The 26,662-nt window shown below is 59.4% G+C and carries 13 protein-coding genes and 1 pseudogene; 7 read left to right on the forward strand and 7 right to left on the reverse strand.

The annotated features are described in order from the left end of the window. Window positions 1–729 precede the first annotated feature (729 nt). A pseudogene (locus ACVWZM_RS08530) lies at window positions 730–2,044 on the reverse strand (DUF2130 domain-containing protein). Window positions 2,045–2,540: 496 nt separating this feature from the next. On the opposite strand from ACVWZM_RS08530, the gene hemN reads away from it, so the two are divergent. The 3 genes from hemN (at window position 2,541) to ACVWZM_RS08545 (ending at window position 8,706) form a co-directional block, all read left to right on the forward strand. Then, window positions 2,541–3,875 (forward strand): oxygen-independent coproporphyrinogen III oxidase, encoded by a 1,335-nt coding sequence (gene hemN / locus ACVWZM_RS08535; RefSeq protein ID WP_456852568.1) that lies wholly within the window; start codon window positions 2,541–2,543, stop codon window positions 3,873–3,875. A gap of 1,099 nt (window positions 3,876–4,974) precedes the next feature. Then, the gene (locus ACVWZM_RS08540) at window positions 4,975–6,561 is read left to right on the forward strand and encodes a carbohydrate porin (RefSeq protein WP_456852570.1); all 1,587 of its coding nucleotides are present in this window, start codon (window positions 4,975–4,977) and stop codon (window positions 6,559–6,561) included. A gap of 333 nt (window positions 6,562–6,894) precedes the next feature. After that, window positions 6,895–8,706 carry a hypothetical protein gene (locus tag ACVWZM_RS08545; RefSeq protein WP_456852572.1) on the forward strand — a complete coding sequence of 604 codons (1,812 nt, stop codon included), beginning with the start codon at window positions 6,895–6,897 and terminating at the stop codon, window positions 8,704–8,706. Between the two features lie 458 nt (window positions 8,707–9,164). On the opposite strand, the gene ACVWZM_RS08550 is transcribed toward ACVWZM_RS08545, so the two are convergent. Then, the gene (locus ACVWZM_RS08550; RefSeq protein ID WP_456852574.1) at window positions 9,165–11,408 is read right to left on the reverse strand and encodes a hypothetical protein; all 2,244 of its coding nucleotides are present in this window, start codon (window positions 11,406–11,408) and stop codon (window positions 9,165–9,167) included. 934 nt (window positions 11,409–12,342) lie between these two features. Then, window positions 12,343–14,094 carry a T3SS effector NEL-type E3 ubiquitin ligase NopM gene (gene nopM, locus ACVWZM_RS08555; RefSeq protein ID WP_456828422.1) on the reverse strand — a complete coding sequence of 584 codons (1,752 nt, stop codon included), beginning with the start codon at window positions 14,092–14,094 and terminating at the stop codon, window positions 12,343–12,345. A gap of 505 nt (window positions 14,095–14,599) precedes the next feature. Between nopM and ACVWZM_RS08560 the strand changes: the two genes are divergently transcribed. Both ACVWZM_RS08560 and ACVWZM_RS08565 read left to right on the forward strand, forming a co-directional pair. Next, window positions 14,600–15,607, forward strand: coding sequence for a hypothetical protein (locus ACVWZM_RS08560; protein WP_456852576.1), 1,008 nt, complete (start codon window positions 14,600–14,602; stop codon window positions 15,605–15,607). Beyond that, entirely contained in the window at window positions 15,579–16,427 is an 849-nt protein-coding gene (locus tag ACVWZM_RS08565; RefSeq protein ID WP_456852578.1) for an NEL domain-containing protein, read from the forward strand. The genes ACVWZM_RS08560 and ACVWZM_RS08565 overlap by 29 nt, the downstream gene beginning before the upstream one ends. A gap of 667 nt (window positions 16,428–17,094) precedes the next feature. Here ACVWZM_RS08565 and ACVWZM_RS08570 read toward each other — a convergent pair. From ACVWZM_RS08570 to ACVWZM_RS08580, 3 genes are all read right to left on the reverse strand, one after another. Next, window positions 17,095–18,135, reverse strand: a complete 1,041-nt coding sequence (locus tag ACVWZM_RS08570) for a pectinesterase family protein (protein WP_456852580.1) — start codon at window positions 18,133–18,135, stop codon at window positions 17,095–17,097. 223 nt (window positions 18,136–18,358) lie between these two features. Next, window positions 18,359–19,657, reverse strand: a complete 1,299-nt coding sequence (locus ACVWZM_RS08575; RefSeq protein WP_456827056.1) for a glycoside hydrolase family 28 protein — start codon at window positions 19,655–19,657, stop codon at window positions 18,359–18,361. Between the two features lie 1,704 nt (window positions 19,658–21,361). Continuing rightward, window positions 21,362–21,691: a hypothetical protein gene (locus ACVWZM_RS08580; RefSeq protein ID WP_456827055.1), complete on the reverse strand. Its 330-nt coding sequence runs from the start codon at window positions 21,689–21,691 to the stop codon at window positions 21,362–21,364. Here ACVWZM_RS08580 and ACVWZM_RS08585 point away from each other — a divergent pair. Then, window positions 21,691–23,151 carry an MATE family efflux transporter gene (locus tag ACVWZM_RS08585; RefSeq protein ID WP_456852582.1) on the forward strand — a complete coding sequence of 487 codons (1,461 nt, stop codon included), beginning with the start codon at window positions 21,691–21,693 and terminating at the stop codon, window positions 23,149–23,151. The genes ACVWZM_RS08580 and ACVWZM_RS08585 overlap by 1 nt on opposite strands. 206 nt (window positions 23,152–23,357) lie before the next feature. Here the strand turns inward: ACVWZM_RS08585 and ACVWZM_RS08590 are convergent, their stop codons facing one another. Next, window positions 23,358–23,564 (reverse strand): hypothetical protein, encoded by a 207-nt coding sequence (locus ACVWZM_RS08590; RefSeq protein ID WP_253624384.1) that lies wholly within the window; start codon window positions 23,562–23,564, stop codon window positions 23,358–23,360. Between the two features lie 1,640 nt (window positions 23,565–25,204). Here ACVWZM_RS08590 and ACVWZM_RS08595 point away from each other — a divergent pair. After that, window positions 25,205–26,638: an NEL-type E3 ubiquitin ligase domain-containing protein gene (locus tag ACVWZM_RS08595; protein WP_456852584.1), complete on the forward strand. Its 1,434-nt coding sequence runs from the start codon at window positions 25,205–25,207 to the stop codon at window positions 26,636–26,638. Window positions 26,639–26,662: the final 24 nt, after the last annotated feature.

Genomic DNA, 26,662 nt, shown 5'->3' on the forward strand with positions numbered 1-26,662 from the left:
GAATTAAAGCGCCCCGACGCACCTGCCGGGGTTTGAAGTGCGCCGGGGCAGCCCCAGCATCATCAGTACATCCGTGACGACGCTTTGCGCAATGAGACAAGCGGCGTGGCGGAATTGAGGCTGATCCATCCTTATGACGTGGAATGCAAAAATGTTTTTCACGCCGGTTCGATGGCTATTGAAACTCACGTTGCGTCACGTTGTACGATCTCGCACCCTGCGTTTCATCAACCGAGACTCCTTGTCTGACAATCCCAGCTTGAAGAGCATTCCGCTCGTTGCATCCGGAGGCGCCGCGCTAAATACTGTCCCTACCCTCGTTCGCCTATACCATTTTATCCTGCACAACCTAGGCAGCCCGGAACGCAAATCGGAACACGACATCGCGTCCCAAAGCGTTTCCCGTCCAAGCCGCTGAATGCAAATGGGCTCAAATCCCGTCTGCGCAGGTTTGAAAAGGCGCGACTGACAACGATGCGGCAGATTGTGTAGCTTCAATACAAGCGCCGACTAGCGCTCCTCGACGAGCCCTTCTACCGTAAGAAAAACAACATCGACGCCGAGACCCGCCGGCGCTTTCTCACCATTACGTGCAAGCGTGCGGCAAAGGGGCTATTGCGCGAGGGAGAAGTGCAAGGCGCGAGCCGAACGGTAGCATGCCCACCTGTCGGTTCGCACAGGGTGTATGAAATCGAAGCCGAAAGAAGCTCAACTGTGCGTCGCATTTGATTATGACGCTTTGCGCTCCGATTGGGCCAAGCATTCCAGCAGCGGTGCATCGAGGCTCGGGATTTCCGGCATCGCCTTGCCGGCGATCGCCTGAAGGTCACCGACCATGCCAACGGTAGATTCGATGACAGAGAGGATCTGCGTCTCGCGCTTGGCCCATTGTCGGCCCATGAACTTGCGCTCCTTGTCGAGATCTTCTCGCATGTCGTTGAATTTTTCAACGACAGCTTCTACCCGCTGGCGGAACCTGGTGCCGGTCAGATACCGGTACACCTGCTCCATTTTGGTTTGCTGGCCTTGCTGCACCAGGCGCGAGCTGCTCAAATCAATCAGCCCCTGACGGAGCGCGATCGCGACCGCAACAGCACAGCGGGGATGAGCAACCCATATTCCGTCGATCAGATCGAAAAATTCGACGTGCTTCGGCAGCGCCTGTGAAATGATGAGGGCCACATCTGCGCCACACCGCCTTTGGTCGTCGCGCAGTTTCCCGAGCCAGCCGTCGCTCCATGCCTTCGTACGCTTGGATTCCCAAAGGATGAGGCCCGCAGGATGACCGATTGAACCGTTGACCTGCTGGACGACGTCCGCACCCAGCTCTCCCTTGCCGATCGGCTCGATTGTATCAGTGGGAAAACGGCTGCGAAGCAGCTCTTCGAGCTCGAGCTCAAGCACTTCGCCCTGGGATTGCTGCGAGCCCTGCTCAGCCTTGCGCTTCAACTCTTCGATCGTCCGCGCCATGGATTCGATCGTTTGATCCTTCTCGAGCACCCGAAAGCGGGCGGCTTCGTCGGCTTCCTGCCTGGCTTTGGCCCGGATATCTGCGATTGAGGCCTGCACGCGCTTTTTCGATGGTCAGATCGAGTTCACGTTTCTCTTCGTCAAGGGCACGTTGCCTGCGGATCAGTTCGGCCTGAGCCTGCTGCGCCTCAGCAAGTTTGGCATTGTTGGCCTCCAGGCTTTGACGAAGCTCGGCTGCTTCGGCAGCTTTTGCCAGCAGCTCGGCCGCCGCGGCCTGCCGAGCCTTCTTCGCTTCCATGGCGACGAGTTCGGTGCGCTCGGCCGCCAGGCGCGCGGTCACTTGATCCTCGATCTGTTCGCGTTGCCTCGCCAGTTGCTCCTGCTCATGGCGCAAGGCCTCGGCCTTGCGGGCAACCTCGGCATCCTTGTCCGCCAACTGTCGCTGAAAACGTCGGCGAGTTTCCTCGATCAGGGGAGCAGCAAGAGATTGGGTGAGGTGAATCTCATGATTGCAGTTCGGGCAATGGAGAATAGGCTGATGCGCGGCGCCCGCCGCGGGTGCTTTCAGGTTCATGAGCCCTCCTGGCCGATTGGCCCTGTGCTGCCGGCCCAGCGTGGCGCGGACTACCAATCGGATTTAGCGTGATTTCCTGACTCGATCGAACGCCTGGGGCATCCACATCAGCTTTTCCACCGAAAACACCTTGAAAGGCTGAGGCCGACTGGTTCGCCGCCGGCAACGCCTTGGATCCTGTCTTTGTCGCAAAAGCCCCCGCGTTGGAGAATGCAGACGCAATGTGCGCTCCGATGAATCATTGTTCCTGCGCACAATGATTGGGCGGATCGAGCCCGGGCGGCCGAGCTCATGTGAGACATTTGTTCTCTTACCGGGTGCAAATGATGGCTAGCGCCTGACTTTCTCTCCGCTCCCAGTTCGCAGGCTGTCCTGGCAGCTACATCGAAGAAGGGTCTCGAGCTTCAGGATCAAGGCAGTGCCTTTTGACTTAACGCAAAGACAGAGCAGAGGATATCCGTCAGCCTCATAGCGTATCAGCGCGGAAAGGTAAGCGTTGCAGACCTCACTCCTGAACAAGTATTGTGATGCTCGCCTGCCCTGGTACACCATCTACCCAACGGTACCGGATTTCTCTGCTGCGGTCGGCGCCACGACCTGTGAGGCGTGGTTGCGGCGGCTGCCGCCTGACGAATCCGTATCGCTCTACCTTCACGTTCCGTTCTGCCGGTCGATCTGCTGGTATTGCGGCTTCCCAACAAGCCTCACTCACAGCGAGCGGCCGATTCGCAATTACCTGCTGGCGGTACGTGAGGAAATTCGTCTGGTCACAGAGCAAACGCCTCACGGTCTTCCGGTGAGCGACCTGCATTTCGGCGGCGGCACGCCGACTACTATCCCACCGGCCGATTTCTTGGCTCTGATGGAGCTCTTGCGCCGCTGCTTCGCGTTCAGCAAATCGACCGCGCTCGCCGTCGAGATCGACCCCCGCGCGTTCACGGCCGAGATGGCGGAAACCTTGGGATTAGCAGGCGTCAGCCGCGCGAGCATCGGCGTGCAAAGCTTCGATCCCGTAGTTCAAAGGGCGGTCAACCGTCTCCAAAGCGAAGCGCAGGTCGCTTTTGCGGTCGAACGCCTTCGCCAACATGGAATAAGCCGTATCAATTTCGACCTGCTCTTCGGATTGCCGCATCAGACCGTGCAATCCTGCGTGAACTCAGCGCAGACGGCTTTGACCATGCGGCCCGACCGCCTTGCGGTGTTCGGCTATGCCCATGTTCCCTCCTACATGAAACGTCAGCGCCAGATCGACGAGACGGCGCTGCCCGACAATGTTGCACGCGCCGAGCAAGCTGCAGCCATGGCAGATACGCTGGTGTCCGCCGGATATCGCCAAATCGGGCTCGACCATTTTGCCCTCCCGGACGACGAGCTCGCGCACTCGCAGAAAACCGGCCGGCTGCGCCGCAACTCGCTGGGCTATTCGGCCGATACGTGTAACACAGTGATCGGCTTTGGTCCGTCAGCCATCGGCCGTCTGCGCGATGGTTACGTGCAGAACGAGACGGCAACCGGTTCCTATAGCCGACAGATTAGCGCTGGCCATCTGGCAACCTCAAAGGGCCACTGCCTCACCGCCGAGGATCGCCTTCGGGCTGCAATCATCGAGCGGCTGATGTGCGATTTGCAGGCCGACGTGCCGGCAATCTGCGCCGCCCACGGATTTGCTCCGATGCCCTTTGTCGATTCAGCTGACCGTCTGGGAATGCTTGCCGAAGACGGGATACTGGACATCGAAGAGGGTTTCGTCCGAGTCAAACCAGAGCACCGTTTTGTCATTCGCGCTGTTGCTGCCGCGTTCGACGCTTACCTCGACCGCGCCCCCTATTAGCAGGCGACGGATAGGGAAGCTCTGGCATCCAGTGACGACCTCATGATTGAAGCGACTTGGTGAGTTTCCGGCGTCCCGACAAATTCCCAGAGGTCAGCCCAAAGCCAGGCGCCAGCAGCACTGGAGCCCACGAGGACAGGAGAACCACCAAGGCACAGAAAATGCCCCGCGACGGCCCTCGCAAGAGCGGTCGCAAATCCGAAGCAACCGCATCGTCAATCATCACCATCGCGCCTCGTCCAGCATTCCTCTTTCGACCGGTTTGCTTCGCCGATCCGAGGGCTTGCGGTGTTCGCGCGCTCCAGAGGTCCCGACTGCCGATAATGTCATGTTCGCGGTCCTCCTCGATCGCTTGCCCATTTGCTTCCTGCGCGCCTTGAAGGACCTGCCGCTTCACTCAAGACGCGCCGTTTAAGCGCGTCGGCTGAACCTCAATTCCTCATAGGAAGGGCAACCATTGCGCACGATCAACTACCAATCTCAGCAGGTTGATTGAGATCACGGGCGCATGCCAAGCGGGACCAACGAAAGCCGCACACGGGAAGGACCCGCTATGCAAGACAGATTCGGCCGTCCCAACGGCTCTTACGGCGCCAGCTGCTCGCCCGCCTCAACCAAAGCGGCTCGAAGGCTGTCTCGTCCGTTCACCTATGACGACCATGATGGGCATCGTCGTGCGATCTGCGAGCGCAGCATTCCAGAGGCGGCTGGTCGCGGATCCAGTCGATTGTCTGGCGCATCACCAAACTCCGTGAACCCGTGCCTCGTGCACCACGAGATTTGCTTCCTGGTGCTTGCCACTTCGTCAGTAAAGGGATCTTCCCGCAAGGTACCCGCCAACACCAGCCTGCTCTGTCCCAGGGCGAGCAGCCTGGCTGTGTTCATAGAGTGAGGGCGAGGGTAAAGGCACGCGTCCTCAACCTCTTGCCGCGCCAGCGCGCACCGCTCTCTTTCGGCGCTCCGGCCTGATGCGCAAGTTATTTGTAGAGCGGATCATCTGCTGCCTCCTCGGGAACGAAAATGTTGGGATGCCACTCTCGGCCAATCAGGCGACAGTTCTTTCCGATCATGACTGGCTGACACGGACCTGAAGTACGCTATGCGTGATTGGTTTCTTGCGGCGACGTCGCTTCGAGCATCTTCGGCCGCCTTGGCATCTGTTTTCACGTTTCGGCCAATCGGCAAACGATGGAGACGGGCTATCGCAGTTTCGCTCGCGGCTTGCCTGTTCGGCAACGCCGCGCGGGCACAAACCGGTGACGAGTTCGATCCCGGAAACGACACTGTAGGTCAAGCCGGCGAAGGCAGACAAGCTTCCGGTCCGGCGATAAAGTTGCGGACCGGGATGATGCGTGCAATCCGGCCTCGGCGCCCGTGGTCTGCGGCACGTGCCAATACGTCTGGCGAAAAGCGCAGCAGTGTTGATAGATTTGCTCAGACGCGAACGCAAAAGCCCATCGATCCCTTCGCCAGGTACGACAATCTGCGTGAAAAAGGGTTGTGGCTCGCCATTCCTGGTCCTGCAGATACGATTGATCAGGAGGACGGCGGCGTTCGGTCCGCGCTGGCAGATGTCGGCATTGGCTATATCGGCTGGACACACAACATGTTTGTAGATAATCAGCTGCCGAATGCAGCGAGAAGCCCAATCGCAAACCAGCTTTACATGGGCCAGAACCCGACCTTCGCTTCGGCGAACTTCTTGATTGTCACTTACGATCTCAGCCGATTTGGCATTCCCGATGGCCAGATTGTCGTCGGAGCCGAGCAGCAATACTGGACGTGGGACCGCCCGGGGCCTGACAGAGTGGGGTTCAACACGCTCGCCTACTACCAGACTTTGCTCGACAGGAAACTCGAACTCAAACTTGGTTACCTGAGAAACCAAAATGAGTTTGCCGGCACATTGTTCGGAGGGATGACCGGATCGAACATGTTCGCCTTAATCCAGGCAGGGGTGAGCACCAATGCTGCGCCCACGCCGGCGGTCAACCTGAAGTACAATTTTGATGATCGCTTCTACAACAAGTTCTCACTTCAGCGCTCAATCAGTCCGGATGGTCCCTATGCCGAGATAAGGGAGAATCCCGCCGGCTTGAACTGGAGCACGGCCAATGCGGGCACGCTTCTCATCGATGAAATCGGCTACAGGAGCAAGGCCGCTCCTGGATCGCCCGACACATGGCTGCGGGCCGGCGCTGGTTTCAACACCAGCCGCTACAAGAATTTGGCGGACCCGGATCAACAGCGAGTAAGCGGCAACAATTTCCAGTACATCGCTGCGGACCGGCAATTTTGGCAAACTGATGCCACTGGGTCGCCGTCTCGCGGACTCTATGGCGGATTCTCTTTCATGGCAGCTCCGCCTGACCTCAACAGGATCAGCCAGTATTACGAGCTTCGTCTTTATACGAAAGGGCCGTTTGATAGTCGCCCCAAGGATCTGGTTGCTCTTGTCGCCAGCAACACGACCTGGAGCAAATTCGCCGTGGATGCTGCCCTGGCTAAGGGCCAACTTGCGCATCGCGATACCCTGGCGATCACGGGCACATATACTGCCCATCTTGCCCCGGGCATCTATGCAAGCGCCGGACTGTCATACATCCACAACCCGACAAGCGTCACACATACGCTTCACACCGAGCACGCCCTCAATCTGCTGGTGTCTACGCTGGTTTTCTTCTGATTATGGCAAGCGGCGTTCTGCTGCCACCTTCGCGTGCCCCCGGGAACCGGAACTCTGCGATCTGCTTGCAGGATCGGTCCTGCATCTGAGTTTGATGAGCCGGTGACATCCGATGTAAAGGGACGCCACCTGTAAGTGATTGCGCAAAATGGAGGGCGTTAGGTCTGTAGGGACGGTCGACGGATCGTCGAGAAGAGGCTGATACCGAACGCCGTCATTTGCGGGATTGGCCAACACCAATAACCTCAAGTACGGAACCTTAACCACGTCAGGTTCTCGAAAGCTTGACCGACTAGGCAGACCTGTTCAGGTGATCCTGGACGAGAGGTTAGCGTGGACCCGCAAGATTTTGATCCGTCTAACGTGCCAGCTTGGCCGCAGGTGCAGCACGACGTCTCGCAAGAGCTGCAAACGAGCCAAGCCGGACAAGAAGGCTTTGAGCAGCACTTGGCTGAGACAAGGCAGTCCGAACCTGCGTCCGTCGGCGCTGGTGGCTCCTATCCCCATCTAGCTGCCGAAGACCGCGACCTTATCGACAGGGCGATTGCTCAATATAGGGCTCAGAAGGGTCTACAACCGAACACGGTCAAGCTTTATACTCACGCACTTTTTCGACTGGCGAATGATCTCCGCCGCCGTGGCCAAACGACTGACCTAAGGGACCACCAGTCCCTGGTTATTCACCTAGATACTTACTTTCCGAAAGACGCCCTCATGAAGACAGGCGTAAGCGTGCTTCGTGCGTCTCATGATTCCGGTCATTCGGTTTCTCGCGGGCGACCGCGCGCGCTCCCCTCGGCGAAAGACACATCTAGCGATGGCCAGCAATCCCCGGACGAAGCGATGGATCCACGTGCCAGAAGCAATCTCCTGGCAAGCGAGGATGTCCCCATCAATCATGAACCTGACACAGTTCAATCGAGAGCATCGAAAAGAAAGAGGACGCTGAACGATCTGGAAGAAGTTCAGGTATATAGGAAACCGAACGCAAGCGCCGCTTCGACAGGAAGTGGCGGAGCAATGCCGGTCGCTTCAACGGGCGTCATAATCCGGGGACAGTGGGACAGACGGCCTCTTTATCCCGAGGATGCTGCCGATATCTTCAGGCTTGAGGAGGCGCTTTTTGAGGGCGGGACGGCTGCCGTTACGGCGAAGCAGCATGCAGGTTTTCTTATTGGCTATAGTCGTTGGCTCTTCGCAAATAACAAACCAAGCATTGTTGCTCGGTTAGACGGCAAATCGCTGAACGATGGCAGTGACATGCGCGAGTTCAGCGGTGCCTCTAATAGCGATAGACTCGCTAGAGCATTAGAGCATCTGCGGACCTTTCGGTCGACGGGAACCGTCGCGCCCATCGTGCGTCCAGGGCGTACGCGCGCTAAGCTCAATCCTTCCGTTCAGAACCCGGCGCTCATCAATCCCGAAGGCGCCTTACTGACAGAACCGACACGCATCGACATCGCCGCTGCGCAGCACCGCACGTCGTACGAAGCTAATCGGCAAGTGGAGCATCAGGAGGGACACGACAATCAAGCTGTCCCGTCGGCTCTCCTCGAAGGGGCGGTCGCGGTCGAGCCAGAGCAGCTTCCTCAGGAGCAGCTTCGGCGCCTGCAGGACCATCTCGATGACCAAGCTATCCCCTTGCTAGCTTCCCTGCCTTCAGAGGAGCTTCAGCAACTGGAAACGGAATTGGCCAACGAGCTCCAGCGGCAATCGGAGAATCCCCCTGCTCCCTCGTTTTCCTTTGACCCAGTAGAGTTTATCATTGATCCAGAGCAGTTCTCACCAGCGGAGTTTCGGCGACTGCTCGAGGATGAAGATGCGCAGGAGGAGCTTACCGAGGGACGAGATGATCAACCCGCCACCTCGGCTTTCGTCCAGGAGCAAGTCGCATCCGATTTAGAGCAGCTCCCTCAGGCAGATCTTCGGCGAGTACTGGATCATCTCGATGATCAACCCAGCGGCTCGCCAGTTTCCGTTTCTCCAGGGGAGCTGCGGCAACTGGAAAAGGACCTGCACGACGCGCTTCACGGACTACGGGATGATCACCTCGCTCCTCCTGTCTCCATTGATCCCGACGAATTTACCTTCGAGCTCGAGCAGTCTTCTCCAGAGGAGATTCGGCGACTGCTTGATGATGAATAACCAGAGGAGAATTAGGAAGGGTGGGACGTCGCTTTCGTGCAAGGCACATCACCGCCTTGCGACAAGATTCACCAGGACGCCCGGCTCGACCTTGAGGCGCGCGAAGAAGCGGCTCGACCGGGTGGCCTGACTCCCGGAAAGCCGGAGACACAACAATGCGGCAACATGCCTGCGGGTCAATAGGGTTTGAGCAGCAGTTAAAACGAGCCGCAAAATCAACTCCTCTAATCAGAGCTCCGCAAAAGTAGATGGACCGATCCGGCGCTCTGACGTCGGAGAGGACGATGTACCGACGAGCTGCGAGGTGGCCGCTTGGGAAGCTAACAGAGCCAACATCGCCGTTGAAATCAGGCGTGTACGCACGCCACCTCTGCAATCTGCATCGATGAAGCGTCCGCGTGATGGAATGCCTCGCGCGCGCTGCCTGACAGCATTTGGAATTGCAGCCAACCGTTTCTTCACCGAGGTTCGGGATAGATGCGAACGCGCTGGCGTCCTTCGTTTTCCACCAACTCGCCCCTATAAGGCATTCCTCGGATCTCGAAATAGCTCGGCCGCCCCGGCGCGGGCATGATACGCTCGCCTTCCAGAACGCGGACGAGGTAAGGCGGCAGGAACCGCTCTCTGTGCTCCCAGCCGCCCCGGATCAGATGGCCAAGATCAACCACACCTTCCCCGGGTCGTCTTGCGCTTACGATTGGCGCTGGGTGGTGTAGCGGCCGGGATGGCCCGGCTTCGTTCATCCCGCCAATGCGCGGGTGATGGATCAGGTGAATATCCCTGCGACCGCCCGGTCCAAATGTCGCCGAATAGCGCTCCCCATTAATCGCAAATTGGCTTGGCCCGAACTGGTTTGGCAGCAGATTGATGTTGCCCAACGCATCGATCAACACCTCTGAGGCGGCCTGGGAGCCGTGGCGCCAATTCACCCCAACGATCGCTCCGATGTCCCGCAGCTCCGGAGTCGCCCCCGGTGGGCCCGCGAACGACGAAGCTGCTGCAAATTCAGGTGGCGCAGAGCGCGCATCGTCGCGCAAATCATGCGGTGTGGGCGGATCCAGATCAACGAAGGATTCGAGACCGCCGTAGATGTTGGACGATCGAGGCCTCACGGACGACGGCGATGCAGGTTCTTGCACCTGCTGCCCAAGCCAGGCCCAAGCTCCCTGGCTTGGGGTGGCCGGAGTGGCAGGAAGCTCGAATGGCGGATGAGCCTGCGCGGCCCAGTGCGGCGCAGGCATTGGTGAGGCGGGCCCATGGATCTGCTCACCAAGCCAATCCCAGGCTCCAGCACTCGGCGTCGCAGGCGTTGCGGGAAGCGGTTGAGATGAGCTGGTCTGCCAACCGCTGTGCGGCACCGGCATCGATGAACCGGGCCCGTGCATTTGCTCTCCAAGCCACTGCCAAGCCCCCGCGCTCGGCGTGGCAGGCGTTGCAGGAAATTCCTGTGGCGAGTGGGCCTGTGGAGCAGCCACCTCAGAAGGCTGACCTGCGTACTCAGAAGGCGGCAATCCCAATGCCCTGTTCGCCTCGAGGATTTGCTGGTAGAGCCCAAGCCTGACCAGATCAGCGTTGATCTTGCCGTCTTTGGTTTCTTGCTTGTATTCCTCGACGTCTTGGACGAGTCCAGGGGTAGAAAGTCGGCCGGCGATCGGCGGTCTGTCGTGCGTCTGCAGCCACTCACTTAGTCTGAACATGCGGCGAGTTTGCCTATCGATCGTCTTGGGATCGATCCTGCCGGTTGCCTTTTCCGCCGCCGCCCACATGCGGATGAAGCTTGCGTCCTCAGCACGAGGGGCCAGCCGGCGGACATCGGCTGCCAATGCGTTTCCGGCACCGACTTCACGAAGCTTCTTTAGGGCCGCCTTGATGCGCCTGCCGCGGTCCTTTGCGTAAGTGTCTACGTCCTCATCGAGCTCAGCTTCCAGCTGGTGGTTTTCCACATCGGGATTTTCCAGCTGCGCATTCTCCAGTTCGCGGCGAATTCGATCGGCAATCGAGGGCCTGCCGGCGTCGCTTAGGCGCGCGCTCAAATGGCGTAAATCGGCTGCCGCGTTCTTGATCGTACCGTCGCTGAGATTACCCGCCGCCTTGTTTCGGAAATCCTCGATGAGCTCCTCATCGGCCCGGGAGACCCCACGCGTCCGGCCTGGCTGCCTGGCGTGATCAATTCGTAGGTTCGTCGAAATAACGTTAGATTGCCCCGCGTCGCGCGACGACTTTGCGCTGCTCCCGCCAAGGGCCTTGCCAAGTCCCGACTTGAAGCGTGACCATATTCCGCGGCTTTTTCCACTCTTGGCCGACGCGGCAGACTCAGCCTCCGGAAAGCTGTAGCGTGCGCTGCTGAACAGATCATCTCGCAAACTAGACTGCGGTTGCGCCGAAGCGGGAAGCTGAAAGCTCGGAATGTCTACGCTCCTGCGCGTGCCGCCTAGCGCGCTCTCCCTAGAACTGGAACGCGGCGGCGTCCGCATCGAACCGCCAAAATCGTCCCTCCGCACTGCTCGACCACCTGCTGCGGGAGACCGATCAGGCGAAGTTGAATTCCTATGATCAATCGGATCGAGGTTCAAGTCCTGCAGCCGCCCTTCAAAGTCAGCCTGCTCGCTTGGGCTACCCGCTCGCTGCCCAGTCCGCCCCTGAAGGGCGGCGTATTCGCGCATCCAGGCTCCTGAATCGAAGAATGGGTCAACCGGATCCATCCTGCTCTCCTCATGTTTGCATAGGCCCTGCAGCAATCCGCACTTCCTGGATTACGGCCAGGCAGCAGTTCGTTCAGCAAGGGTCAGATTCTCTGATTGTTGTAGCTGCAAGCTTTCCAAAAGCTGACGAGATCAGGATATTGCTGCACGCAACAGCGCCTTCGCATCACCCGCCTGACGACAGGACGGGGTCGCTCCGGTTTTGCCGAACCTCTTCGCCGGCAGCGAGTTGGTCGACGGATATAACAATGGATCGCCTGTCGATCGTGCGCCGAATTCAAACATCACGGCGGGATTCACATAGCCTCTACCCGTCTCCGACAGATAATACGTGACGAGTATCTTGTCGTCCGTGTCATCAACTTTGGCGCTGAGCTTGTCCTATTGCAGGCGCTCATTGATGACGGACAATGTCTTTTCCTTGACGCTGTTTTGACTGAGAACCGCAAGGCTTCCCGTGCAATCTCGAGACTGCCCCACTGGAGCGCGCGCACGACCTCACCTGCAGGACGGCTTGTCCATCGTAAGCTGCCGACGCGGTGCATGCTTGAACTGCACAACTTGCTTGCCAAGATGGAGCAGGCGGGAGGCGCCCGAAGTCAAATAGACCTGCCGAACGGTTAGCTGCCTCGTCAACCTGAGCCCGTTGGCTGGGCAGCGCCTCCGGAACTGATGATTTCACCGCTGTGCGACTTGGTCTCTCAACAACTTTTCGACCGATGGAGCTCTCGTCCCATAGCGGCTTTCGGCCCTACGCCCTCCCTCGCCTCGCGCGCGGGATTTCGTCGCTCGGCAAAAACGAAAAGCTCAGACCGACGGCAGCGCACTTTCCAAGGTGCAAAAGCACGTTGGCAGCGATGGACGAGGCTTCACGATCGATCTTTACGTGCCGCCGCAGAGCAATGATAAACATCTCTGCAGCGGTTCGGGAGCGTCATAGTTCGAGGCCATGCTCTGCCAGCACACGGTCCATGACCTCGCGTTTGATCTCGCCAGCGATCTCGTTTCGGACTTGCGCTCCGAGCACCCGCTCGGCATCCGCGTCGCCCAGCAGACCATGCTCGGCCAGTCGCTGGCCGAGGCGGCTTTGAAACTCCTCGCCCATGGCTTCGAGCACCCGGTCTTGCATCGCGGCATGTTCGTCCGAAGCGATGCGCTCCAGCACCGTGTCCCAGGGCTGCCAGCGGCTTGCCATATAGTCGATGAACTCGCTTGCTTCGCGCCTCCGGACCAGATCCAGCGCGTCCGTCGCATCATCCTCGCTTACGTCAGCGACCGCCAAGAAGCGCATGTCAGGAGCGATGTGACTGAGCTCGAGCGGCTCGCGCAGCCGATGTTGATAGGCCAAGTAGACCTCGACGTCGTCTACGTTCGGGTTGACGCTAGCGAGCAAGTTGACCCTGTCGCGCGCGATCTCGTCCAGCGCCTCCAGGCGAAACGCGAGACGACCGCACTGGATCAGTTCGCCAAGCCGGTTGTCATATAGCCCATCCTTGACCTCAGCGTTGATGCGCGCCGTCTGCATACCGTTCCAGTGCAACGTAACACGATCCTCGCAGCTGGTGTTAGCCTCGGAAGCCTGTGCAAAGAACTGCTCGCGCAAATCCGCATTGGCAGCCGCCTGCCGCAGATCATTGGCCACGGCCTGCCGAAACGCGTCATTGCCGTAGTTCACAGTGCCACGTAGCCTTTCCAGGAACTGTGCGTAGTCCTGGGCGCCAGGCTCATCGGCAAAGTTCTGCCATTCGGCCAGCGTGGCCGGGTCGTCTGCGAGCCAGTGTGCCGCAGCCTCATGCAGGGATTGCTGCGCAAGCTGCGGTGGTGGCGCTTCGGCCGCCGCCAGATGAGCGAGAATGTCGTCCGGCAGCGGGTTATCCCCGAACTCGGGGCTCTGCAGATGCGGGTAGTTGAGGCTATTCATCGGCACGAGAGCATCTAGCAGACCTTCAGGCAGGCTGGTCAGCCGGTTACCACTGGCGTTGAGCGATTGGAGCGTGCTCGGAAGTAGGTCGGGAAGGCTGGCCAATAGATTGCTGCTGACATTGAGTTCAACGAGCCGCGACGGGAGCGACTCGGGCAGATCGGTCAACTGATTGCCGCCAACCGCAAGCGAGGTAAGCCCGCTCGGGAGAGCGTCCGGCAGGCTGGCTAGCCGGTTGTCGTTCGCGTTCAGGATCTCGAGGGTGGCCGGAAGGTTGGCCGGCAGACTGGTCAATCTATTGTCGGCGACCTCCAGCTCAGAGAGGGTCGCCGGAAGATCGTCCGGCAAACTGGTCAAGCGGTTATGGCTGATGAAAAGACGCCGGAGACCGGGTGGGAGCATGGCGGGCAGGCTGCTTAGCTCGTTGTGCCTGGCGCGCAGTTCCAGCAATCTTGGCGACAGGGCGGCGGGCAAAACGGTCAGCGAAAGCGAGGACAAATCCAGCGAGTGCGAGCCTGTGTTCTCCGTATTCCTGATTCGTGTGCGCCCCTGCCGCCGATTCTCGGCCTGGCCCTGCCCCACTTCGGCAACCCAGTTGTCGATGACCTGCGCGCGCGCGGAAGCCGGGGTCCGATAGCCCGTCAAGCTTTCGACCAAATTCGCCACGGCGCGGTTGAAACCGCCGAGGTAGCTTTCCTGGTCCGCCTCTTCGGAAGGCGCTGAGGAAGAAGAACCTGCGTTCCACTGTGCCCGTCCCGCGTCCATCAATTTCTCCATCATCAGAAACAAGAATGCCCCCCGCGAAGCGGGCGGTTGCACAGCGCGAATGTCCCTCGATAACCGCTACAAGTGCTCTACGGTCCCGGGTCCGAGTGGGTACGGGTTCACACGAGTCCAAGCGCGGCAAATGGATCGACACTGCTGCGAGCTTTGCCACCACTTCTTTGACCAGATAAGTCCGGTAGCACCCGCTCCCAGGGCAGCGTTCCGCCGTTAACAGCCTTACCTGTCGAGCAGCTGACGAGTGTCGCTGCAGAACCTCGGATCGCTCGTTTGCCACGGGGATGACCGAAGCACGTGCAGGTTGGAGATAACTGCCCTCGGCGGAGATCGAGTCACTCCAGCGTCGTCGCACCGACAGTCATTCGGCTTGGATACCATCGTTGCCACCCTACGGTGATAGTCTGTCAGCTTATCGAAAGCTAAGTGTCTTAGGTACAAGAGCAGGTCACCATGGGCTGAGGCTACTCAGTTTCATAAGGAGGGTGAGTTGGATCCTTTTGAGGCAGGACAGATTCAGCGCGGCGGAGGCGTCCCTTCTGCATCTTCCGGACAAGAGGGCGGGCAAAACGGGGCGGCGGCGCAGTGGAACGCAGTCGTGACCGGCTACGCCGCAAACTCCGGGCACTCAGTCCATGCAGAGAACGACGAAGACGAGGTGCTCGAGAGTTGGGCTGCCGAACCGGAGGTAGGCCCGCTCGAGGATCGGGAAGAAGCGGTGCGCCGAGTGAATGCTCTCGGTGAGGCCATTACACTGAATCTCGCATCGCTGTCGCTTACAAGCCTGCCTAGACTTCCGAGCGCCATCGTTATGCTTGATCTGCCCTTCAACCGGCTGACCACTCTGCCCGATAACCTGCCTGCTTCGCTCCGATGTCTAAACGTCAGTGCCAATCAACTGGCCAGTTTGCCTTCGCTTCCAACCGAACTCAGAGGCCTCGACGCGAGCTCCAACCGGCTGAGGAGCTTGCCTGAGGTCCTACCCGCTGCGCTGGAGTTTCTCGACCTCAGCCACAATCAGTTGCAGGATCTGCCCGCGGTCCTACCTGCTTCGCTCCGGTTTCTCTACGCCAACCACAATCAGTTGACGAATCTGCCGGCGGTCCTTCCTGCCACGCTCCAGTTTCTCGACGTCAGCGAAAACCAACTCACGCGTTTGCCGGAGGCCCTTCCTGCTTCAATTGAGTTGCTCGATGCCAGCCAAAACCAGTTGACGAGTTTGCCCGAGGACCTGCTGACGCAGTTTCGCGCTGATGGCAGGATAGGTCTGACTGAAAATCCGTTGCCCGAGCAGGTGTTAGCGAATCTGGGTACGATACTTAGCGCCGGTGACTATGTCGGTCCGACCGTCCACCTTTGGCGCGATGACGAGAGTGAATCGTCCGGGACGGACGATGAGGCGGCCGATGCTCTCATCGAGAAGGTCGCAGACTGGCTCCGCGCCAATCCACAGGAGGCTGATCGAGGAGGTGCTGGCAGCTTGGCAGAGCCTTGTTGAAGAGCCCGGCGCCCGGGAATACACGCTCTTCCTTGGCAAACTGTTCGACTCCGTGAACTCAGGTAATGAAGAATTCCGCCAGTCGGTCGCCGATGATCTGCGGCAGGCGGCGAACGACCCGCAATTATGCAAGCGCTACTTCCAACTGGCCCTGGACGCCAACCAGAGCTGCGAGGATCGCCGAACTTTGACTTGGAACGGCATGCAGACCGCACGGCTCATCGCGGACGTCGAAAACGGCGCCTATAACAACAAGGCCCGGCTTCCCGATCTCATCGATCTGGGGCGGGTCATGTTTCGCCTGGACGCGCTGGAGAGAATTGCGCGCGAGAAGGTTCACTCGCTAGGCTCGGGCAACAACGTCGAAGACATCGACGCGATTGAGGTCTCTCTTGCTTATCAAAATAAGCTCCGCGAGCGACTGGGATTGCAACACGTCGCGCCGAACATGCGCTTCTTTGAAGTCTCCGGCGTCACCGACGCTGACGTTGATAGCGCAGAGGCATCCGTGCGGGAGAGGGAGGCGACGGAATTCGCCGACTATTTGGCGGTGGACTGGCAACCTTGGGACGACGTTGTGAGTCATATCGCGCCCAAAGACCATGCCATGGCGCACGACGAGCTCATAGCTGCAATGGGGCCGGAGTTCGCCAGGCGGCTGCAGCAACAGCTCACCGACAGAGGTTTGATCGGGGTCGAAGCTGACCTTGTCGAGGATGCCAAGCTAGAGTTGGGTGCCGCAGTTCGTAGGGAAATCGCCCGTGAGATCAAGGGCGCTCTCAGAGACAAGGTGCTCAATGATCACGGCCTCAAACTGTAAATCGACTTTTGCTGCAGAAAGCTGCTAAGTCTCCTGTTGCAGTTTTCTTCCGGTGGGGCGAGTGGGTCGCCGAGAGAATTCGCGTGATGCGCAGCGAGTGCTGCGGAACGCCGATCTAAGGCACCGGCGTTGCTCGACTCATCCATCGGTGTTTCACTTAAGCGACGAGGGCCGATCTCGCGATGATGCGGATGTCCTCGGCGGCGAGGGCGGCAATGGATAGAGCGAATTGCCGAAATCAAGATAGGCGCTGTTTGTAGGCTCCCGATCCAGGATGGATGAACGTCGGACTCCACCGTAGTTGCCCCGCAGTATCGGCTGATCGAGCCGACCGCTACTGGCTGAGCTACGCGGGTCCCGAACATCACCGGCCGAGCGAAGATAGCCGCGAAGTATCAGCTCACTTCGTTGTCCGCAGATCTGCGCAAGGAGCTGAACAAGCAAATCAGCCAGTGCCGAGCTATGACGACGGCGCTGACGTGACGGTCCGCAGCGCTTGCCGACACTGAGCCGCCAAAAGGAAAAGATGATTTGCGAGCTGGCGCGGATGCATGTGGGCGCACCGCGAACCGATGAGATCGTCGGGTTGGCCCCTTCTATCGCTTTGACTCGGGCGCCAGTTGGGTTTCTATACAAGACTCTCCATGACAACTGGGCTCTCCTCCCGTCATTCATCCGAGAATCGCCGTCGAAGCCCTTCGCCCTGACCGCTGCTCTGTGTTCCATCGTGATGGCTGGTTGGCAACCAATCTGTGGCGCCTCCGAAGAACACGCTCAGCGACCATCTCGCAGCTTCGCCATCTGTCAATTGATGGGAGTGAGGCTCGCGGCCTGAGGGGTTGGCCCCGCCGCCGAATGATCTGTATTCAGCATAATAGCTTGTCTTCAACGTGAAGGTCTTACCGGGCGTCCATTCGCGCCACCCTTCCGCGATCACGGGGGCATCTATCTTCGCTGACAGGAAGACCACTGTGGCGTAGGGGCGCCAAGGGCGGCCAAGTGCGATATAGCCCGCAACAGGGTCGGCAGTTAGCCTGCAATGATCAAAAACATAGCCACTGTCCTCATCCCGCGTTGCCTTGCTCTGAGCGGTATAGATGACCGCTTGATTGGCGATGCCGTGCAACTCACATTGCCGAAACCAGGCCTTGGCGTTGCCGAATATAAAATCGACATGCCCCTCGATGTAGCACTTCGAGAAGTATTGTCGTGACATTCGGCCGTTCGGTCCCTTGCCAGCAAACAGCGTGTCCTGGGCGCCTAGCAGGCGCACGCGCGTAATGACGTCCCGGTCTCCGGTAACTGACAGCGCTACTGCTTGCGAGGGGGGATTGGCTGGATTGAGGGCGTAGTCGTTCTGGATCGTCAGATTTTCGAGCCGGAAGTCATCGCCAGTGGCATTCAGTGTTGCCGAACGCGCGGTTCCTCCCGCATTGATCGCGCCGTCGCCATACACAATGACCGTATCCTCCGGTTTGCCGCCAGTCCCCACGATATGAATACCGGATTTTGAGGTGTTGACCTTCTCGCGATAGGTCCCCGGCGCAATCCGAACATCCCCGCCTTGCGCCGGCAACGCGTCGATGGCTTCCTGCAGGGAGTGATAGTCTGCATTTGCGGCATGCGACACCAATAATGCCTCGGCGTATACTGCCGGGAGACAGAAACATCCAGCCAGAAGCGCGGCGGACATCAAAATCATTCTCATTTGACCTCCCCTTGGTCGCGTTTGCGGCGCGTTCTGTGCAGTCGATGTAACGGGCGGCCGCGAGATAACCCCGAGGATCCTGAGCGCAACTTTCGCAATGTCCGCCCTTGCTAATCAGTCGCAGCGGGGCGCGAGCCATGAGGCTTTATTCCGCCAATATCGGCAATCCAAGCCCATCGATGCGGCCTCTCCGTTCCGACGCTCCGCGCCGGCGTCGTAGTGTTTACCGGTCGGTGTCTCGGAATGCGCTGGAACAAGCGTCCGATCCGCGCGACGGCGGTTCTGTCGTTTGTCCCGGCAGCGGCGGCGATACGTCAGAATGATCGGCTGTCACCTTTGCATGTTCGAGCTGCCAACTCGCGGAACTGGCAAATCGGACATCCTCGAGTGTTACGTCAAGGGCATGCCGCTCGTCTGCGCCACGCATCATCAGCACGCCATTGTCGCCACGCACATGGCGCAGAACAATCTGCCGATAGATCGGAATCCTCGAGCCCTGTGCACGTGGATCGTATTTCGTATCGAACGCCAGCGGCCACCGGTTGCCCCTCAGGCAGATGTTTTCATAAGTCACGCGCTCGACCAGACCGCCTCGACTGACATCGCTCTTGATGCGCAGACCAGACGTCGTTCCATCCAGCGTCAGATTACGCACCACTATGTCGCTGGCCCCGGAATTCACCTCGCTACCGATCGACATGCCGTGCCCCCAGCCGAAATAATTGTCGGTGATGGAGATATGGCTGCTCGGGCCATTATCGCCGGCTTTGATTGCGACGTTGTCGTCTCCCGTTCGGATGAAGCTGCGGGTAATGGTCACATCCTGGCTCGCGCCAGGATCGATGCCGTCGGTATTGCGGGCGTCCGCCGGTGCATCGATCGTGAGGCCCCAAAACGTGGCCCCCTCGACCCGGTTCATCGCGATGTGAAAATTGGGCGCATTGCGCAAGGTGACACCCGCGAACGTGATGTCTTGCGCATGATCGATCTGGATCAAACGCGGGGCGTTTTGGTTGCCGCGCTCGGCTTGGGCTCGGCGGGCCAGCTGCCACCAGCTTTCGGCGCCGCCGACCATGGTTGCACCGCCCTGACCATCGATGATGCCGTCTCCGTAGATACCGCCGCCACGGGTTTTGGAAAAGCTGATGAACGGCCGGCAACCATCGCCCTTGCCCGAGATGCGACCACACTGTCCACGGCCCTTGTCGTAAGCAGCCGGTTCGGGGATGGCGATGAGCTTGGCGCCTCGCCCGATCCATAACGTCACCCCCGATTTCATCTCGAGAGGCCCCGACCGGAACTCGCCTCGTCCTAAATAAACGGCGGCCCCCGACGGGCATTGGTTGATGGCATCTTGCAAGGTGACCGTATCTTGCTTGCCGGACGGCACAGGCCGGTCGCAGATCGTCTGAGGTGCAATGGGTTCGGTAACGATGCGACGATCTTGTGCATTGGCGGCCGGACTGAGAATGATGCAGGCAATGATGGATAACGGACTGCATGCTCGAAAAGGCTGTTTCATCGACCTCGTCTCTCCGCCGCGTTGATCGATGCGGCGTAATTGTCTCACGTACACGGAACTGATCCGTCGCGGCTCGCCTCACTCGCCGCGCATGATGACATTTATAAGACGCAGAGCACGCATAGACTTTTACGAGCTCGCAGCAGCATTGCTGCAAGGGGCGATGAACGGCCCTGCAAGGGCGCACACAGCAAGGCTTACAGGTCAGCCAGTAATCCGCTGTCGATGTCTTTATTTCACCGATGAGAGCCCGACAGGAACACTCTGGGCCACAAACGCATCTTCATCGCTCGCTCCAAGAGCACTGTGCGCGAAAGCAATCCAGTTGAGCCAGGGTTATCGAAGCAAAGCCGACTGAAGCCAAGTCGCACGCTCGATACCGGTTAGACGTGTCGTGCCGCGCCGCAGTTTAACAGGCGCCAGAGCATCTGCGGCGATGCCTCGTGTGTGGCCTAATAGCCGCTCGGCAAGTGGCGAGGCGGTTGATCCGCGGCTCGAGATGCCAGCTCATCGTCAAGCAATCGCCGAATCTCTCCTGGCGGCATGCGTGGCTGATCCCGCTGGCCCTGCCCGACGCCCCTGGTCCTGACTGCCGGTGAACCACCGCGCTGTTTCTTGAAGCGCCCGCAAAGCTATACCTACCCTAATCGGGCAAGCTGTCGAAAAGCTGACGAGGCTACGGCCGGCACCGGATCGCATTCGTCGCGGGCCCCTCTTCCTGGCGTCTACGAATTTAGGTGACTGCCGCTAACCGCTCTCTTCCGGATCGAATTGTAATCGCTTGCGGCCCCATGATCAGTCAGTTCTCGTCATCATTCATGATTCATGCGATGCCGGACGAGGCATGGTCGGCGTTCCCGGTCAGCACCGCCCGGAACATCGCAAGCCCTGCCCCACGGCCGCGCACCACCTTGATCATTGAACGCCCGCTCCAGATACGTCTATCAGCAATCTCAACGACCTGAAGACGAACAAGACGATCACTCGGCGTGGGTCCGGGTGGAGAGCTTTTGACTCGTCAAAATGCTACGATACCGTTCTGCAATTCCGAAAGCGCAACGCGTCCAAAACGCCCGAGCTTAGCGGCAGAGCCGCCCCCGTTATCCAGTTCACCCTCCGGTTTGCAACACGATGCGTCTCGATATCTTTACCAGCTCCATGACAATACCTCTCTGTGTTAACGTCCGCGGCGTCAGCTTTCAACGGTCCCATGATCGGCTCGAAAACGCCACAGTAGCATTCTGATCAACAGGATCATTGACGCTTCGGGATTCGCGCGGTGGCGTGTTGCGTATTGAACTATTGACTGCAGAGTTGCGCTGTCGTGCATCGATCGGCGGCGAGACCGCTCGAGCCTCAAGTCTCCGCTCGAGCTCCGCCAATTCTGCCTTACATTCGGCTATAACCGATTGGGCACAAAGTATCTTGACCTTGAGCTCGTCCCGTTGCCTGAATAGTTGCTCAGGATCCCAATCGTCCTGCATCAGCTCATCAATCATCTGACGGCGCAAGCTCCGATGCCTCGCTTGTTCAGCTTCAAAGGAAACAGCTCGGCATCTTGCCGGTGATCGACGCTCACGCCTGCGATGTCGTGGAGCGCGCCTGGTGACACCCCTGAAGTCGAACGGATCCGGCAATCCTCATTTGAAAACCCGTATGGGTTACTGGAGAAACATCATGGCCGCATAAATCTTCTCACATCTTTCAAGCAATCGACATGCCAATGGCGCTTGAGAGTTTTTCATTGAAGAATGATGCGCCTCTCGCAGCATTAAGTCGCTGCAAACGTCCTGTTGTCGCGCTTGAGCCAGTCAGCGTCTGAAACGCAACAGCCGAAGTCGCGAGCACAACGCTCATAACAACGACTGCTTTCCTTGGAGGCCAAACGCTCTCACCATTTTTGAGCGGAGCGTCATCAATTGAGAACATGCTATCAGCAATGACAGTGCCGATGACCCGACCGTCATTGCAGCGCAAGTGCCGTGTCAGCAGGGCAATCAGCTGAAGCGCGGAATCCAGAGCGGTGTCATTCAATGAGAAAGACTGGGGACGACACGCACCGATCATCCTGCCGTTGCCAGTTGGTCAAATGGGTAACGCGCCATCGTCTCAGTGGCGAACTCGCCGCAACCGCGACACTCGCGACCCCGATCGCACTCACGCAACTTGCGCAGATCGCGATGATGGCGACGGATCTGGCCTGGATCGGCCACATCGGCACCGAGGCCCTCGCGGCAGCCGCGCTTGCCGGCATGATCTTATCGGTTGGCCTGACCTTCGCAGCTGGCGTGATCTCGGCAGTGGGACCACTCGCGGCGCAAGCACGTGGCGCGGCAAACACAGCTCTGGTACGGAGCTCGCTGCGCATGGGGCTATGGATTGCACTCGTTCTATGGGCACCGATCATGGTTTTGCCAGTGCAAGGCGAGCAAATCGTGCTTGCGCTTGGCCAGGAGCCAGCTATCGCGCGCTTAGCTCAGCAATATCTGCTCGGGCTCGCCTGGGGCATCTTGCCGGCGCTGTGGTTTTTGGCGATCCGCGGTTTCATGGCAGCGGTCGATCGCCCGGCGCCAGCCTTGTGGATCACGCTCGCCGCCATTCCGACCAACGCAGTGCTGGCCTATCTGTTGATCACCGGCAAATTCGGCTTGCCGCAACTTGACTTGTTCGGGGCCGGCCTTGCGACCAGTCTGGTGAACAGTGGGACCTTTCTGGCCGGTATTTGGTTCGTTACATACTGCCATCCTTTTCGCGACTACCAGGTGCTGCGATATTTTTGGCGGTTCGATTGGCCATTGATGCGGGAGCTCCTCGTGGTCGGCACTCCGATTTCGGTCGCTATTTTCATGGAATCGGGTCTCTTTTCTGCGACCGCACTCCTGATGGGTGTGATTAGCACCACCGCGGTTGCCGCCCATCAGATCGCATTCCAGGTTGCGGCCGCCCTGTTCATGATCCCGTTTTGCATCGGAATGGCGGTGAGCGTGCGCATCGGACACGCACTCGGCCGCAACGATCTAGCAGGTATCAGACAAGCTGGTTTTGCCGCCATGCTGCTTGGAGTCCTGATCGCGGCGGTCGCTACGATTGCGGTGGTCGGCACGCGCTTTGAAATCGCCGAGCTGTTCGTCGACCAGACGGCCAGCAACGCGGACGCCACGATCAAGCTGACTGCAGCTCTCATCCTTGTCGGAGCGAGCTTCTTCATTACTGATGCACTTCAGAGCATTGCCGCTGGCGGCCTGCGCGGCTTAAGGGACACGCGTGTGCCGCTGCTCTTCGCAGGCATCGCTTACTGGCTGATCGGCCTTTCGGTCAGCTACGTGCTCGGCTTGAAAACTGGCCTCGGTGCCATCGGTATCTGGATCGGCTTGTCCATCGGCAAGGCCGTTTACGCAGCCATGCTTGTGATACGTTTGCGCGTTTTGGCGAACAGAACTCCCGTAGCAGCCATGAGCCAGGCTTCAGCTCGAGCGGTGGTGGGCCCGCCATGAGCCGACGCTATCGCGCAAGCAGAAGATGCGCGTGAATGACAGGCTCCCCAGTCTGTGGAGCGCGGTTCCTCATTCTCTTCGGACCACACAGGCGGCCGGCTCCTAGCCTATTCCAATGGCCAGTCTTCGGGATCCGAATCTTCGGCACCCTTGTTCCTGAACGTAGAAGAACCCCGGCGGGATACGCGGGCCCTGGAGCTCCAGCCCTATGGCGTCGGCGGCTGAAGCCCAGCCGAGGAGACCCAATCGTCAATATCTGCTGCAATTTCCGCGGTGCGGGCTCGCTTCAGCAGATTATCTCGCTCCGCGCCCGCAGGCATGGTCGCCGCCATTTCAGCAAGACCTCTTGCAAATACGGCCAGGCGGTCCTGCAGTGATGTTGTTTGCCTCGCATGATTTCGCTTTTTCTTCACTGAGGCGTTCCTCGTTTCAAGCGTCGTCGCTCTGCGGATCTTCGAGCAGCATAACTTCCGACAAGAGTTTTACCACGCCAACCTAGGTTTAGTTGCGAGATAACTCTCGACGGTTCGCGTGCAGCAAGCCATCGGACGCGATGTCGCTACCGTTTCTGTGGCAAAAAAACAGGCCACTCCATATTGGCTAGGGCTTTCTAAGTGGCTTACTCCATTTGCTTCTTGGACTAACATGCGGCCGGGGCTTTGGCTTGAGGTGATCGATTGAAGCCGATGCCGGACATCGCCCATATAGACAAGATCTTTGCCTTCCTGCTTGCCAATAGCAGCCGGAGCAAAGGCGTCGGCTCAGGGATGAAAGCGCCTTGATTGACGATATTGCGCCTGCGAGCTGAATCCTTTGCTTGACGGTCATTCCCTTGGGACGGGATGAAGCAGCTATGGTGTGTTTCTCAGCAGGCGGTCGCGGTCGACGAAAATCCATCCACGGCGAATGCGATGCGCCGCTGGCCCCCGCGGCATTCAGGACACCCGGGCCGCACATCGCACGATCTACTGTGCTGGAGCGGGCGATCACAGTAGCGCGCCCACGGAAACCAAATGCAAGGATCGGTGAGCCACTTTTTGTAGCCGGGCGGAAGGCCCGCCAGCTTCTCGCAAGCTTGCCGGCGTAGCTGTGCTGCCACCGTCCGCGGAGTGAGAAGAGCGTGGACAATCCTTTCCCATCCAGTCCGGCAGCTTTGATACAAGTGCAACGGGCCGCCGCGGAAGATCGTCAGGCAGGCGAGGCGTTCGAGCAGCAGTTGGCAAGCGCCAGCGAGCCTCACGAGGAGACCGGGCTGTACGCCGGACCAGTCAGTTTCCAACCAGCAAAGCGGTTCAAGGTGACCTGCCTCTGAGTATTTCGTCCGGATGGAGTTATGGTCCGGCCTGAGCAGCAGTCTGGAGTCCGACGCTGCGAATGTGGAATTGAAATATTTGAGCAGCTGCGCGACAGCACAGGATCCTCACCAAGCGAACATAGAGTAGCTTTGCAACCGCTTCATGGCGGATGACCTGACGCTCGTCAGCTTATGGACAGCTGAGCTTCCTACCATGCGAACGTCTCGATCTAGCCGATAGAACCGCCTAATCGGCTGAGTCCAAACATGTCATGGAGTTTAATGAATACCGAACGAGCTCAGCCTGGCGCTGGCGTACCTTCCGAATCCGAAAGCACCGCACCAGCGTCTGCGGCCGCCGGGCAGTCCCCCTCATGCCTTCCCCAGTGGGCGTCAGCCCTGACGCGGTGGGTCACGGGAGCGGCCGGCGCCGACCTCGTCTCGTCGCAGGACAGCGCCCTGGCGAGCTGGGCAGCAGAAGAGGGGCAGGGCCAAAACGAGAATCGGCAAGAGGGGGTCAACCGGACGAGGGCATGGCGGGACGAGGGTAATGTCAGAGACGAGCTGAATTTGTCGTCATTGTCCCTGACCAGCTTGCCAGCCTCACTCCCGCCCAGGCTCCGGACCGTCATCGTCATCGGTAACCAGTTGAGCAGCCTGCCGGCCCAGCTTCCGGGCGGACTCCGGGACCTCTACGCCTCTGACAACCGGCTGACTAGCCTGCCCGCCCTTCCGAGCAGGCTGCGGAACCTCCACCTCATGGCCAACGAGCTGACCAGCCTGCCGGCAGAGCTGCCATCCAGGCTCCGCAGCTTGATGGTCGATGGCAACCAGCTGACCGATCTGCCCGCCCTTCCCGCCACGATCGAGGAGTTCTCCGCCAGCAATAACCAGCTGACCAGTCTGCCCGACCTTCCAGCCAGGCTCCGCCGCTTGGACGTAAGCGAAAATCAGCTGACGAGCCTGCCCAATCTTCCAGCCAGACTGCGCTACCTGGACGCAAGCGACAACCAGCTGACAAGCCTGCCCGAGATTCCGGCTAGAGTTGGATACCTGGACGTCAGCGAAAATCAGCTGACCAATCTGCCCGAGACGCTCCCGGTCAGCCTTGAAATGCTCGGCGCCCGCAATAATCAGCTGACCGGCCTGCCCGCGACCGCGCTGACGCAGCTCGGCAGCGCGTCCAGCATCGACCTGCGGTCTAATCCGATACCGCCCCCGGTGCTAGCCGATTTGGCGTCAGTCACGCGTGGCGCGGATTATGCCGGTCCGCAGGTCTTGCTGTCGATGCCGCTACAACCGGTGGAACATCAGCCGCCTCTCCTGCACGCGGTTGTCGCGGATTGGCTCGCGGACGAGCCCGGCGCAGTGGACACATGGCAGGGCTTCGCCGAAGAGCCGGGTGCGCAGGACTTCGCACTGTTTCTCGAAAGGCTCGCGGGCACCGTGAACTATGGTCATCAGGCGTTCCGCGACCAGGTGGCCGAGAGTCTGCTACAAGCCGCGATGAGGCCGCAGCTGCGCAAGCAGTATTTCGAGCTGGCCAATGGAGCGACTGCATCCTGCGAGGACCGCATCACTTTGACCTGGAACGGCATGCAGACCGCACGCGTAAACGCTGATGTCAAGGATGGGCTCTATGACAATCGGCTCGACCAATTGCTCCAACACGGCCGTGTCATGTTTCGTTTGGGGGCGCTTGACGACATCGCACGCGAGACGGTCAGCTCGCTGCGTCGCGCCGACCCGGAGGCCGATATCGACGAGATCGAGGTCTATCTTGCCTATCAGACCCAGCTACGGGATCGGCTTGAACTGCGCCACATCGCCCCCGATATGCGCTTCTTGAATCTCGCTGAGGTCACGGCGGACGACGTTGCCAGGGCTGAGACGTCGGTGCGGCAACAGGAAGCGACGGGTTTTGCGGATTTTCTGGCAACGCGCTGGGAGCCCTGGGATGCGGCAGTGAGGCGGATCGCCCCCGATGATCATGCCGCGGCGCGGGACCGGATTGCCGATGCGCTCGAAGATGAGTTTCCGGCGCGCTTGAACGAGCGACTCGCGGAGCATGGCCTGACGGATGATGTCGATGCCCAGCGGGTGGTCGGAGCCCAGATCCTCAGCGAAATCGCTCACGAGATCAAAGGCGAGCTGATGCATAAGGTTCTCCGGGAGCACGGCCTCGAGCCCTGATCGATGCGATAGCCGCCCTGCAGT

The organism is Bradyrhizobium sp. USDA 4501 (genome assembly GCF_054062115.1).